Consider the following 13,353-nt stretch of genomic DNA (forward strand, 5'->3'; position numbering starts at 1 on the left):
GACTTTCGATCACGGGAGCTTGGACGCTCTCGGTCAAGCAAATCCACCGCCTCACCAGGCGCTGTCCCGCCTCATCACCAGGCTGAAAATACCTCCGGGGGAATTGGTCCCGGCACGGGACCAAGGGGGCAGAGCCCCCCTACCTGTGTTCCAGCCGCAACCAGATCCCCGTGCGGCTTCTGACGGTCAGATGGGCCACAGGCTCGGGCACCCTGCCCTCGACCGGGATCACGCGGAAGCGGCGCAGGATCTCTGCCAGCAGCAGCGGGCCTTCCAGCATGGCAAACCCCGCCCCGGTGCAGACCCTGGCCCCGGCCGAGAAGGGAATGAAGGCCTCGCGCTGGCATTTCCTGCCGTTCTCGCTCTGCCAGCGGGCCGGGTCGAAGGCGTCGGGCGCCTCCCAGAGCCGCTCGTGCCGATGCAGGTGCCAGGGGCTGAGCACGATCTGGCTGCCTTGAGGCACCTCGCGGTCGCGGAAATGCTCGGGACAGGCGGCCTGGCGCACCATCATCGGCACCGGCGGGTAGAGCCGCAGCGCCTCGCGGAAGACATCGCGCGTCAGGCGCAGCTTCGACATGGCGGCGAAGTCGAGCGCGCCCGCCCCGGCGATCTCGTCCGCCAGGGCCTCTTGCCAGTCGGGATGGGTGGCCAGCAGGTAAAGCGTCCAGCCAAGCGCCGAGGCAGAGGTCTCATGGCCCGCCAGGAAGAAGATCGCCACCTGGTCGACCATCTCGGCGGCCGAGAAGGTCTCTCCGGTCTCGGGATCGCGGGTGGTCATGATCTTGGTGGCCAGGTCGTCGGGCGCGGTCCCGGCGCGGATCTGGGCCATGCGGGCCTCGGTCAGCGCGGTGATCAGGGCGCGGATACGTCGCCCCGCCCGGCGCGCGCGGCGCGGCAGGAAGCGCGGCATCCAGCGCGGCAGCGGCACCAAGGCCGCGAGGTTCACGATGGGCTGGGCCTGCTGGTAGGCGCGGAACTCGGCAAAGACCTGCGCCGCCATCTCGTGCTCGATCGGGATCGAGAAGAGCGTGCGGAAGATCACGTCGGCGGCGGCATGGCTGGCCTCGGCCTCGAACTCGACCTCGCCGGGCCCGAGCCTGTCGGCGCAGGCCCGCGCCGCCGCCTGCATCGCCGGGAAGGTATCGCGCAGACGCCCGCCCTCGAAGGCCGGATCTATGATGCGGCGCTGCCTCTCCCAGGTGGCGCCATTGGTCAGGAAGACCGAATTGCCGAGGATCGGCCGCAGCCCCTCGGCCACGCGGTCGCTTTTCGGGAAATCCTCGGGGCGCGCCTTCAGCACCTCGGCCACCAGATCCGGCTGGTTGACCAGGAAAGAGCGGAAGAAGGGCGTGCGGAACTCGGCCATCCAGGCCCGGTAGAGCCGCGCCGGCTGGGCCGAAAGCAGGTCCGCCCTGAAAAGCTTCGCATAGCGCCAGAGCGCCACCCGGTCAGGACGGGACGGAGGCTTAGGCGGCGTCATGTCGTGCCCCTGTAGCGGTTCACCGGCGTCTCTATGCGGCTCTTCGAGGGCGCGCGCCCCGCGAAGCGCTCGGCCAGGGTCCGTGGTCCGGCGGTGATGCGGAAATAATCGTAGTCTCCGGGCCGGTCGAAGGCGCAGAGGTACTGGAAATGCAGCCGGAAGAAGCGCCGCTTCAGCTCTTGCCAGCGCGCGGGGCTGAGGGTCTGGGTGAAGGCCGCCGAGATCACCAGCGGCCAGCGCTTGCCCTCGGGCGCCACGCCGGAAACGCTGACCGGATCGCAGAGCGCGAAGGCGCAGCCGTCACCGGGGGCGGTGACATCGAGCCAGAAGAGTTCCGGCCGGGTCGAGAGATAGGCGAGATCGCCACGCAGCCGCCCCGCCTCGGGCAGGAAAGAGACCATGGGCACCACCTGCCCGAGCGACAGGAAGGACAGCGCCGGTCCGTCCTTGGCCCGCGCGCCCGACCGGATCAGGTCGGCAAGGATCGAGACCGCCAGATGCGCCCCCGAGGAATGGCCCACCACCAGCACCTCGTCGACATCGCCCGCGAGCGCCTCGGCGATGCGGGCGCGGAAGCTGTCGAGCCGGGACTCGAGCGCGGGCGGGTTGGCCCCGCGATAGCGCGCCGAGAAGGCATAATCATGCATCAGGTAGTAGGCGAAGAACTTGCCGTCGCGCGCCTTGAACCAGCGCAGCACCGCATAGGCAGCAGCGAGCCCGGCCAGGGCACCCGGCAGCTGCGCCAGCGGCCCCAGCCAGGCCAGGGCGTCGAAGATCCCCCAGGCAAGCGCCAGGGCCAGGGCCAGTTGCAGCAGCAGGAACCCCACCGGATAGAGCGCCGCGATCACCGGCCCCTTGCGCAGGCGCATCAGCCGGAAGAGCGCCCCGGTCGAGACATAGACCCAGGCCGTGCGCGCCAGCGCCAGGTAGGTGGCGGCGATGCCGTGACCCATGGAGCCGCGCACGATGTCGGACCAGACCAGCACCTCGATATCTGCATGGCTCCGGGCGCCCTCGATCTGGCCGGTGACCTCCCAGCCGTAGCTCTGCTGGCCCTGCCGCCCCTTCAGCGTGACCTCGTAGCCCGAGATCCGCCCCTGCTCGGCCGCCTCGCGGCGGTAAAGCTCGCGGTAGCGGCGGGGATGGATCGGGTCATAGCCGGGGATGTAGAAGACATGGCGGCGCAGTCCCGCCTGCGGGCTTTCCTGTGCTCTGCTCTCTGGGGTCTGGCTGCTCATCTACCCTCGCTTGGCCGCAGCTTAACGCGGGGTGACGCGCGGGTGAAGCGCCCTCGGCTCAGCCGAGGCTGGCCAGGGCCGGGAAGGTCTCGAGCAGCCAATAGGAGAAGCGGGAGAAACCGCCGGTCAGCATCAGCAGGCCGATGGTCCAAAGCAGAAGCCCCATGACCCGTTCGATCTGCTCCATGTGGCGTTTCATCCAGCCCATGAGCCCGGTGAGCCGCGGCAGGAAGGCCGCCACCAGCAGGAAGGGAATGCCCAGCCCCGCGGCGTAGACCGCCAGCAGCGCCGTGCCACGGGTGACCGAGGCCTCCTGTGCCGCCAGCGACAGGATCGCGCCGAGCTGAGGACCGATGCAGGGGGTCCAGCCGAAGGCGAAGGCCAGGCCCAGCACATAGGCGCCAAAGGCGCTGCCGCCCCGGTCCCCGGCGTCGAGGCGGGCTTCGCGGTCGAGGAAGCCGATCCGGTAGACGCCGACGAAATGGGCGCCGAAGATCATCACCACGATGCCGGCGGCGGTATTGAACCAGCCCTGCCAGCTGAGAAAGATCTGCCCCGCCGCCGAGACGGTGAAGCCGAGGAAGAGGAAGACGGTCGAGAGCCCCAGCACGAAGAACAGCGCCGCCAGAAGGCTCTTGCCACGCGCATGCTGGCCAAGATCCGACAGCGAGACGCCGGACATATAGGCCAGGTAGGGAGGCACGATGGGCAGCACGCAGGGGCTGAGGAAGGACAGGAGCCCCGCCATCAGCGCGATGAACATCGCCGGCAGCAGCGCGGCGTCCATGATCTCGATTCCGAACATGGCAAACGAGTATCCTGCGAAGCGCGCGGCGTCACCTGTCATCCTGTCACAGGCCTGTGTTTCGGGGCATGGATCGGGTCAGCTGCGACATCGCGGGGATCTGGACAGCCCAGGCGGCGCGGCCTAGCAAGGACCCATGGAAGAGATCACTGAAATCGACGCGCGCGGGTTGCGCTGCCCCCTGCCCGTCCTGCGGGCGCAGAAGCGCCTGCGCGAGATGGCGCCCGGCACCCGGCTGCGGCTGCTGGCAGACGACCCGATGGCGCGCATCGACCTGCCGCATTTCTGCGCCGAGGCGGGGCATGAGCTGCTTTCGTCCGAAGAGAGCGGCGAGACCCTGAGCTTCCTGATCCTGCGGGGCGCGCCCGACGCCCAGAGCTGAAGCGACAGGCGGCCGATCCAGAGGCAACGAGACAAGAGAAAAGGCCGCGCCCTGGGGCGCGGCCTTCATCGTTTCAGCCTAGCTGGATCTCGGGTCCTGCGGGGATCAGCCCCCCAGGGACCACCAGCCGCGCTTCTTGGGCTTTTGCTCTTCCTGGACCTCGGGGGCCTCTTCCGCCGCGACGGGCTCCGGGGTCGGAGCTTCCTCGGCAGCGGGTGCCTCTTCGGCCACCGGGGCGGCCTCGGGTTCAGGCGTCACCTCGGCCTCGGCTTCCGGCGCTTCGGCTTCAGCTTCGGCGGCAGGCGCTTCGGCCTTGGCCTCTTCCGCGGGCGCTTCCTCTGCGGGGGCCTCTTCGGCAACGGCTGCCTCAGTGGGTGCCTCGGCAGCGGGCGCTTCGGCTTCCGCAGTCTCTGCGGGGGCCTCGGAGGCTTCTGCAGTCACGGGAGCTTCGGCTTCAGGAGCTTCAGCTTTCGGGGCTTCGGCTTTAGGGGCCTCGGCTTCCGCAGGTGCGGCCTCTGCCTTGGTCTCTTCCGGCTTGGCCTCGTCAGACTTGGCCGCGTCGGACTTCGCCTCGGTCTTGCCAGCGCCGGCGTCATTGTCGTCGCCGCTCACCGCATCATCGCCCGAGTTCATCGCGTCATCGCCCGAACCGCCTTCAGAGGCGTTCTTGCTCTTCCGCCGACGACGCCGACGACGGCGCTTCTTCTTCGGCTGTTCCTCGCCCTCGGCAGCTTCCGGAGCGGGCTGAGCCTGGCTCTGACCCGAGGATTGCTCCTTGGTGTCCTCTTCGGCCTTCTCTTCCTCTTGCTCTTCGGCTTCGACGATCTCGTCGATCTCTTCCATCAGCGAGGTGTTCACCGAAACCACATGGGTGGGCTCTGCCACCTTGCGGGTCGCGGTCTTGAACTTCTCGAGCTCGAAGTCCGGCGAGACCAGGTGCACGTCACCCTCGATGCGCACGGACATGCCGTAGCGCGCCTCGATCACGGCGATATGTTCGCGCTTCTGGTTCATCAGGTAGTTGGCGATGCCGACGGGGCATTTCACCAGCACCTCGCGCGAGCGGCGGCGGGTGCCCTCTTCCTCGATCTGGCGCAGGACCTGCAGGGCCATGCTGTCGTCCGAGCGAATGAGGCCGGTGCCGTGGCAGGCGTGGCAGGGCTGGGTCGTCGCCTCGATCATGCCGGGGCGCAGACGCTGGCGCGACATCTCGAGAAGGCCGAAGCCCGAGATGCGGCCCACCTGGATGCGGGCGCGGTCGGTCTTCAGCTTGTCCTTCAGCTTCTTCTCGACAGCGAGGTTGTTCTTGCGCTCGTCCATGTCGATGAAGTCGATGACGATCAGGCCGGCAAGGTCACGCAGACGCAGCTGGCGTGCCACCTCTTCGGCGGCCTCCAGGTTGGTCTTGGTCGCGGTCTCCTCGATCGAGCCTTCCTTGGTCGCCCGGCCCGAGTTCACGTCGATCGCCACCAGCGCTTCGGTCACGCCGATCACGATGTAGCCACCGGATTTCAGCTGCACGGTCGGGTTGAACATGCCGCCGAGATAGCTTTCCACCTGGAAGCGCGCGAAGAGCGGCAGCTGCTCGGTGTAGTGCTTCACGTTCTTGGCGTGGGACGGCATGATCATCTTCATGAAGTCCTTGGCGTTGCGGTAACCGCGTTCGCCTTCCACCAGAACCTCGTCGATCTCACGCGAGTAGAGGTCGCGGATCGAACGTTTGATCAGGTCGCCTTCCTCGTAGATCTTCGCCGGAGCAATCGACTGCAGCGTCAGCTCGCGGATCTGTTCCCAGAGCCGCTGCAGGTATTCGTAGTCGCGCTTGATCTCGGACTTGGTGCGCTTGGCACCGGCGGTCCGCACGATGAGACCGGCACCCGATGGCACGTCGATCTCGGTGGCGATCTCTTTCAGCTTCTTGCGGTCGGCAGCATTGGTGATCTTGCGCGAGATGCCGCCGCCACGGGCGGTGTTGGGCATCAGAACGCAATAGCGACCGGCCAGGCTGAGGTAGGTGGTCAGGGCCGCGCCCTTGTTGCCGCGCTCTTCCTTGACGACCTGCACCAGCAGGATCTGGCGAACCTTGATGACTTCCTGGATCTTGTAGCGCTTGGGACGCGGCTTGCGCGGCGGACGGATGTCCTCGGGCTCGTCGTCGTCGGCCACCGACTCGATGTCGCTGTCCTTTTCACCGGCGGTGCTGCGCTTGGCGCGGGGCTTGTCGTCCTCGTCGCTGTCGTCCGCATCATCGGCGTTGTCATCACCGGAGGTGTCAGCGCTGTCCTCGGAGGTCTCCTCCTCGGGTTCCTCGACCGGCGTGTCGCGCACGGTCATCATCGGAGAGCTGCCCTCGTCGCCGCTCTCGTCGCCGAGGTCGATGGTTTCCATCCCCTCGATCTGATCGCTTTCCGGCGCCTCTGCAGAGCCGGAGTCGACGTCCTGCGTGACCTTGGCGTCGCCGCTTTCGGTCTTCTCGGCCTTGGAAGAGGAGCGGGACCGCGAACGCGAGCGCTTCTTCGGCTTGTCTTCGTCTTCCTCACGGGCGCGCTGTGCCTCGGCATAGGCGCGCTCTTCCTCCATCAGGGCCTCACGGTCCGCGACGGGGATCTGGTAGTAATCCGGGTGGATTTCCGAGAAGGCCAGGAAGCCGTGACGATTTCCGCCGTAGTCGACGAAGGCCGCCTGCAGCGAAGGTTCTACACGGGTTACCTTTGCGAGGTAGATGTTGCCAGCGAGCTGGCGCTTGTTTTCGGATTCGAAGTCGAACTCTTCAACCTTGTTTCCGTCGACCACCACGACGCGGGTTTCTTCCGCGTGGGTGGCGTCAATGAGCATTTTCTTTGCCATGGGTACCAATTGCACACCGCAAGAGCCCCGGTCCCCGGAACGTATCCGGGCGGAGCGAGGTGACTTGCGGGGTGACTGTCAGGGGCGATTTGGTCACGGGCGTCGACGGGGCAAGGGCCGCCTGCATGGGCGTGCCTCCTGCCTGTCTCGATCCTCTCGCGCCTCATCGCGTTTCTTCTCCGACGGCGCTTCGGCCCGGTTAAGCCCGGCCAGTATTGGGCCGAAACTTCCTGGTGCCGGCTCGTGCCGCCCATTCTGAACCGGAGCGGTCCTCGGACCATCCGGCAAGTGCAAAACCCCTTGGGGTCTATCCATCTGGCACGAAGACGGAGGTCGTATCCGTCACATCTCCTGCCAGCGAAACTCTCGAAAGCCACTGCGGTCCTTCCGGGACTGCGCATATGGCCGTTCCATGAACATAAGGTGCAGAGAGGGTACATGACAATGCAGAAAATCACACAACTGCTGCGCGAAGCAGCGTTTCGATGCGCTTTTGATCACACGGTCAAGGATCACCGGCCCTCAGCCCCTGTTCCGGGGCCCAGAAGAGGCCCTGAAATCAGGTCCCCCGCCCCGAGACGTTCGTTTGCCACGCTCGCCAGGGCGGCCCCAGGAACTCCGGGGGAAGGAAGCTGAGCCCCCTTCCCCCCTCTCCATCACCAAACAGGGTGCTCAGCCGAGGTAGTCGGCCCGCTGCAGGCCGTACTTGGCCATCTTCTCGTTCAGCGTGCGGCGCGGCAGGCAGAGCTCTTCCATCACCGAGGCGATGGAGCCCTTGTGGCGCCGCATGGTGTTGTCGATCAGCATGCGCTCGAAGGCTTCCACGTATTCCTTCAGCGGCTTGCCCTCGGTGGTCATCACCGGCTGCATCTCCTCGTTCTCGCTCATCAGCAGCGAGGCGATGGTGCCCGAGCCCCGGCGCGATTGCAGCACGGCGCGTTCGGCGACATTGATCAGCTGGCGGACGTTGCCGGGCCAGGGCGCCTGCAGCAGCTGTGCGGCTTCCTGGGCGGTGACCTGCGGCGCGTCGCAGCCGTATTCATCGGCGAATTGCTCGCTGAGGCGGGTGAAGAGCGCCAGGATGTCCTCTCCGCGCTGGCGCAGCGGCGGCACGGTGATCCGCAGGGCGGCGAGCCGGTAGAAGAGATCGGGGCGCAGCACGTCCTCGCAGGTGCGATCCTGCTCCTGCAGATTCGAGATCGCCACGATGCGGGTTTCGGCGGGCGTGCCCTGCTCGTTGATCGCCGAGAGCAGCCGGGCCTGAAGGCTTTCCGACAGCGCCTCGACATCTTCCAGCACCAGGGTGCCGCCACGGGCTTCCTCGATGGCCGGCAGCTGCACGTCCTCGGGCTGCATCGGGCCGAAAAGCCGCTTCGACAGCTGCTCTTCCTCAAGCGCGGCACAGGACAGCAGCACGAACTTCTTGCCGGCCCGCGCGCCGACCGCATGCAGCGCATGGGCCACCAGCGTCTTGCCGGTGCCGGTCTCGCCGTCGATCAGCACGTGACCGTCGGCCTGGCCCAGGTCCAGGATGTCCTCGCGCAGGCGCTCCATCACCGGCGAGGTGCCGATCAGCTTCTTCATCAGCTGGCCACCGTCCGAAAGCTCCTTGCGCAGCTGGCGGTTGTCCATGGTCAGGCGCCGCGCATTGGCGGCCTTCTTGGCCAGCTGGGTCATCTTGTCGGGGTTGAAGGGCTTTTCCAGGAAGTCGAAGGCACCAAGGCGCATGGCCTCCACCGCCATGGGCACATCGCCATGGCCGGTGATCATGATCACGGGCAGCGAGCTGTCGGTCCCCATGAGCTTCTTCAGGAAGGTCATCCCGTCCATCCCCGGCATCTTGATGTCGCTGATGACGATACCGGGATAGTCGGGTCCGAGCTTCTTCAATGCCTCTTCGGCACTGGGGAAGGTCTCGGTGTCATAGCCCGAGAGGGCCAGCCACTGGCTGATCGACTGACGCATGTCCTGCTCGTCGTCGACGATCGCGATCTTCATGGCCTTCTGCATGGTTTTTCTCCGCTCATGTTTTATTCGGCTGCCTCGATGTCCTCGGACAAGATAGGAAGCTGTACTTCAAAAACAGCCCCACCCGCCTCTGCGTTCCGTGCCGTGAGCCTGCCGCCCAGATCCGCGATGATGCCAGAGGAGATCGCCAGCCCGAGCCCGGTGCCGTCACCGGGCTGCTTGGTGGTGTAGAAAGGTTCAAACAGCGCATCGAGATCCTGGATCCCCTCGCCGTTGTCGCGCACCGTCAGCATGGCCGTCTCGCCCGCCGACAGGATGATGTCGATCTGCGCCTGGTCCACGTTGGCCGTGGCATCCAGGGCGTTCTTCAGCAGGTTGATCATCACCTGCTCGAGCCGCACCCGGTCGGCCATGACCAGCACCGGCTTTTCCGGCAGCGCCCGGGTGATGCGCACCCGGCGCTGGCGCAGCTGCGGCTCCATCATCGACAGGGACGAGGCCAGGGCCTCGGCCACGTCGACCTGGGTGAAGGCATCGCCGCCCGTGCGCGCATAGCTCTTCAGCTGCCGGGTGATGGCGCCCATGCGCCCGATCAGGTCGTCGATGCGGCTGAACGAGGCCAGCGCCTCGTCGGGGCGGGCCCGGCGCAGCAGAAGCTGCGCGCCCGCCAGGTAGGTCTTCATCGCCGCCAGGGGCTGGTTCAACTCATGGGCCACGGCGGCCGACATCTCGCCCAGGGCGGCCAGCTTCTGGCTCTGGGCGATGGTCTGCTCGGCCACCTCCAGGTTCTTTTCCATCCGTTCACGCTCGGCGATTTCCCGCTGCAGGCGCTCGTTCAGCGCCCGCAGGTCCGCCGATTCCCGCTGGAAGAGCGCCAGGCGCAGCATGGTCTTGCGGCTGAGCACGTAGAAGGCCAGCGCCAGCAGCATGGCAAAGCCCATGATCTCGAGCGCCAGCACCCCGTTCACCCGCTCACGCACCGATTGGTAGGAGGTGTAGCTGACAACCTGCCAGCCGCGGAAGGGAATGCGAGAGGCGACACGCATCACCGCCTCGCCCTCCAGGTAGCCATCCACGTCGGTGGTCCAGTCGGTGGTGGCAAAGAGCGCCCGCTCTATGGCCGAGGCCGGCGTTTCGCGCGCCACGGCCTCTTCCTCGGTCAGCCCGCGCCACAGCGGTTCCGTCGACAGGATCACCCGGCCCTCGCTGTCCTTCACCGCCAGTGCATCCGAGATGCCGGCCCAGGAGCGTTCGAACTTGGCCAGGTCGGCCTCGACCATGATCACACCGATCATCTGGCCCTGGTACTCGATCCGGCGCGAATAATAGAAGGAATAGCCGCTGCTCTCGCGCGGGATGGTGCTGAAGACGGTGCCATTGGCGCGCTGCGCCTCGACGAAGTAGCGGCTCTGGCGGTGGTTCTCGCCAAGCCGGGTGCGGTCGGTGGCGGCCACGATGCGCCCGTCCTCGTCCAGCAGCACGAGGCTTGCGGCGCTGATTTCGTCGAGGAAGGACATCAACCGCTGGGTCGAGCTCGAGTAATCGCCGGAGTTGAGCGCCCCGATGAGCTCCTGGTCGCGGGCCAGCAGCTGCGGCACGATGGAATTCAGCTGCAATTCGCTGACGATGTTGGCCCCGAAAAGCGCCAGCCTCAGCTCGGCCCGCGTGCGGGTCGGCTCGGTGTAGCGGCTCATCAGCATGACGTTGGTCACCGCCATGATGGCCACCACCACGACGAGAAAGAGCGCCAGCGCGATGCGCGCACGCCAGGAGATGGTGCGGCCAGGCAGGCCGCCGGGGGCGGAAGTTGCATCCATTGCGGCAAATTACACCGGCGGCAGGGGGGCGCTCAAGGCGGCTCCGCATGGTGACAGGCGGCAAAGCGCCGATCTGCCGGGTCCGGGGCAGAGCCGAGCGCCCCGTGAGCCGGCGGAGGTGATGCGCCGCACCGTCCGGAGGCCTCCGGCGGGAGTATTTCAGGCCTGGTGATGCAGCGGGTCAGAGCCCTTCCGGGCCCCCTACTTTCGCAAGGGGAGCGTGGCACGCTCTTCACGGAGAAGGAGGCCGCCTGTCCTTGCGGCCCTGGTCTCATCACCAGGCTGAAAGTACTCCGGGGGAGTCCGCGTCAGCGGACGGGGGCAGCGCCCCCTGCCCGGCCCGTCACGGGTTCAGGCGTCAGGACCTCAGGCCTCGACCAGGGCGTCCATGATGCCCTGGAACACGCCCGCGCCATCGACACCGCCATGGCCTGCATCGGCGGCGCGCTCGGGGTGGGGCATCATGCCCAGCACCCGGCGGTTGGCCGAGAGCACGCCGGCGATATCGCCGGCCGAGCCATTGGGGTTGTCCTCGTAGGTGAAGGCCACCCGATCCTCACCGCGCAGTTCGGCCAGAAGCTCCGCATCCGCCTGGTAGTTGCCGTCGTGGTGGGCAATCGGGATATGGGCCACAGTGCCGGCGTTGTAGGCGCGGGTGAAGATGCTGTCAGAGGTCTGCACCTTCAGCGGCACCGTCTTGCAGATGTACTTCAGGTTGGCATTGCGCAGCAGGGCGCCGGGCAGGATGCGGGTCTCGGTCAGCACCTGGAAGCCGTTGCAGACGCCGATGGCATAGCCACCGCGCTCGACATGGGTTTTCAGCGAGGCGCAGATCGGGCTGTTCGCCGCGATGGCGCCGCAGCGCAGGTAGTCGCCATAGGAGAAACCGCCCGGCACACCGACGATATCCACCCCCTCTGGCAGCTCCGCTTCCTTGTGCCAGACCATCGAGACCTCGGCGCCGGCCTTCTCGAAGGCCACTTGCAGGTCACGGTCGCAATTCGAACCGGGGAAGACGAGGACGGCGGCTTTCATGGCAGGCTCCGTGGCGCGGGATGGGATCTGATCAGGCTCTTACGCGCAAGGTGCTGGCGGATCAAGCCTGCGCCGCCGAGAGAAAGCTCGCCCGTGCCGGCGCGATATGCTAGCCCCGGCCCTGCAAGGGACGGAGAGCGCGCATGCCACACCCCACAGCCCACGAACCAGCCACGGGGTCCTGTCGCTGCGGCGCCCTGCAGATGCAGATCACCGCGCCACCCTTCATGACCGCCGCCTGCCATTGCGACGGTTGCCGAAAGATGTCCTCCAGCGCCTTCTCGCTTACCATGATGGTCATGCGCGATGCCTTCAAGGTCACCGCTGGCGCGCCGGTCGAGGCCGGGCGCGGCGACAGCGATATGCTGACCCACTACGCCTGCCCGCAGTGCCACAGCTGGTGCTACACGGATGTCGCCGGGATGGATTTCGTCAACCTGCGCCCGGCGCTCTTCGACGCGCCCGCCTGGACAGAGCCCTTCATCGAGACCCAGCGGGCCGAGGCCCTGCCCTGGGTGCCCGAGCTGGCACCGCATGCCTTCGACCGTTTCCCGGACCCCGCAGCCTTCCCCGAGCTGATCGCCGCCTTCGCCCGCGCCCGCCCCTGACGGGCTCGCGCCGGGCAGACCTGTCCCGGCAGGAGCCCGGACCAAGCCTGCCGTGCTTTCGGCAGTGCCGGACGAAAAAGTCCCGCCGGCGGGACGCGCGGCGGGACTTTTCAGAACTTGCGAAGCGGATGACGCCTGATCAGGCGTTCATCTCGATCGAGTAGCTTTCGATCACCGTATTGGCGAGAAGCTTCTCGCACATCTCGGTCACCGTCGCCTCGGAGGTGCCATCGGCCAGATCCAGCTCGATCACCTTGCCCTGGCGGACGCCTTCGACACCGTCGAAACCAAGGCCGCCAAGCGCATGGCGGACCGCCTCGCCCTGGGGGTCGAGAACGCCGGTTTTCAGCATGACATGGACACGGGCTTTCATCGCGCCTGGCTCCTTCAGTTGATCAGTGTGGGCTTGGTGGTGCCGGCAGAGCGCGGCAGGACGCCAAGACGCTGGGCCACTTCCGTGTAGGCATCGGTGAGCGAGCCCAGGTCGCGGCGGAACACGTCCTTGTCCAGGTGCTTGCCGCTCTCGATATCCCAGAGGCGGCAGCTGTCGGGGCTGATCTCGTCGGCCACCACGAGGCGCTGGAAATCGCCCTCGTAGACCCGGCCGATCTCGATCTTGAAGTCGACCAGCTTGATGCCGACCGCCATCATGACACCCGAGAGGAAGTCGTTCACGCGCAGCGCCAGGTGGACGATATCGTCCATGTCCTGCTGGCTGGCCCAGCCGAAGGCGGCAATGTGCTCTTCGGTGACCAGCGGGTCGCCGAGGTCATCGTTCTTCAGGCAGTACTCGACGATCGGGCGCGGCAGCTGGGTGCCCTCCTCGATGCCGAGACGCTTGGACATGGAGCCCGCAGCCACGTTGCGCACGATGACTTCCAGCGGGATGATCTCGCAGGAGCGGCAGAGCTGCTCGCGCATGTTCAGCCGACGCAGGAAGTGGGTCGGCACGCCGATGTTGTTCAGCCCGGTCATGAAGAATTCGCTCAGGCGGTTGTTGAGAACCCCCTTGCCCTCGATCACGTCCTTTTTCTGGGCGTTGAACGCGGTGGCGTCATCCTTGAAATACTGAACGATGGTCCCCGGCTCGGGGCCTTCATATAGAATCTTGGCCTTGCCTTCGTAGATTTTCTTGCGTCGCGCCATGGGCACTGGCCTTTCATGCGGGAAATC

Annotated in this window: 11 protein-coding genes; 2 read left to right on the plus strand and 9 right to left on the minus strand. The window is 66.6% G+C overall.

Annotation, left to right across the window (positions count from 1 at the left end; all coding sequences use genetic code 11):
* Nucleotides 1-139: 139 nt before the first annotated feature.
* The 3 genes from CRO50_RS12350 to CRO50_RS12360 are packed head-to-tail and all read right to left on the minus strand — an operon-like array spanning nucleotide 140 to nucleotide 3,523.
* Complete coding sequence (locus CRO50_RS12350; protein ID WP_097146223.1) at nucleotides 140-1,480, minus strand: cytochrome P450; 1,341 nt, start codon at nucleotides 1,478-1,480, stop codon at nucleotides 140-142.
* Complete coding sequence (locus tag CRO50_RS12355; RefSeq protein ID WP_097146224.1) at nucleotides 1,477-2,718, minus strand: hypothetical protein; 1,242 nt, start codon at nucleotides 2,716-2,718, stop codon at nucleotides 1,477-1,479. Before CRO50_RS12355 ends, CRO50_RS12350 begins: the two co-directional genes overlap by 4 nt.
* 58 nt (nucleotides 2,719-2,776) lie before the next feature.
* Nucleotides 2,777-3,523 (minus strand): cytochrome c biogenesis CcdA family protein, encoded by a 747-nt coding sequence (locus tag CRO50_RS12360; protein ID WP_097146225.1) that lies wholly within the window; start codon nucleotides 3,521-3,523, stop codon nucleotides 2,777-2,779.
* A gap of 136 nt (nucleotides 3,524-3,659) precedes the next feature.
* On the opposite strand from CRO50_RS12360, the gene CRO50_RS12365 reads away from it, so the two are divergent.
* A complete protein-coding gene (locus CRO50_RS12365) occupies nucleotides 3,660-3,905 on the plus strand; it encodes a sulfurtransferase TusA family protein (RefSeq protein WP_097146226.1) in 246 nt (81 codons plus the stop codon).
* 105 nt (nucleotides 3,906-4,010) lie between these two features.
* On the opposite strand, the gene CRO50_RS12370 is transcribed toward CRO50_RS12365, so the two are convergent.
* The 4 genes from CRO50_RS12370 to purQ form a co-directional block, all read right to left on the minus strand.
* A complete protein-coding gene (locus CRO50_RS12370; protein WP_097146227.1) occupies nucleotides 4,011-6,752 on the minus strand; it encodes an Rne/Rng family ribonuclease in 2,742 nt (913 codons plus the stop codon).
* A 672-nt stretch (nucleotides 6,753-7,424) separates the two neighbouring features.
* Nucleotides 7,425-8,762, minus strand: a complete 1,338-nt coding sequence (locus CRO50_RS12375; protein WP_097146228.1) for a sigma-54-dependent transcriptional regulator — start codon at nucleotides 8,760-8,762, stop codon at nucleotides 7,425-7,427.
* A gap of 20 nt (nucleotides 8,763-8,782) precedes the next feature.
* Complete coding sequence (locus CRO50_RS12380) at nucleotides 8,783-10,537, minus strand: sensor histidine kinase (protein ID WP_097146229.1); 1,755 nt, start codon at nucleotides 10,535-10,537, stop codon at nucleotides 8,783-8,785.
* A gap of 366 nt (nucleotides 10,538-10,903) precedes the next feature.
* Nucleotides 10,904-11,572: a phosphoribosylformylglycinamidine synthase subunit PurQ gene (purQ, locus tag CRO50_RS12385; protein WP_097146230.1), complete on the minus strand. Its 669-nt coding sequence runs from the start codon at nucleotides 11,570-11,572 to the stop codon at nucleotides 10,904-10,906.
* Between the two features lie 143 nt (nucleotides 11,573-11,715).
* On the opposite strand from purQ, the gene CRO50_RS12390 reads away from it, so the two are divergent.
* Complete coding sequence (locus CRO50_RS12390; RefSeq protein ID WP_097146231.1) at nucleotides 11,716-12,180, plus strand: GFA family protein; 465 nt, start codon at nucleotides 11,716-11,718, stop codon at nucleotides 12,178-12,180.
* A gap of 139 nt (nucleotides 12,181-12,319) precedes the next feature.
* On the opposite strand, the gene purS is transcribed toward CRO50_RS12390, so the two are convergent.
* Entirely contained in the window at nucleotides 12,320-12,553 is a 234-nt protein-coding gene (gene purS / locus CRO50_RS12395) for a phosphoribosylformylglycinamidine synthase subunit PurS (RefSeq protein ID WP_097146232.1), read from the minus strand.
* A gap of 14 nt (nucleotides 12,554-12,567) precedes the next feature.
* Nucleotides 12,568-13,326, minus strand: a complete 759-nt coding sequence (gene purC / locus CRO50_RS12400) for a phosphoribosylaminoimidazolesuccinocarboxamide synthase (protein ID WP_097146233.1) — start codon at nucleotides 13,324-13,326, stop codon at nucleotides 12,568-12,570.
* Nucleotides 13,327-13,353 lie beyond the last annotated feature (27 nt).

This window comes from Pseudooceanicola antarcticus (assembly GCF_900215355.1).
Taxonomy (GTDB): Bacteria; Pseudomonadota; Alphaproteobacteria; order Rhodobacterales; family Rhodobacteraceae; genus Pseudooceanicola; species Pseudooceanicola antarcticus.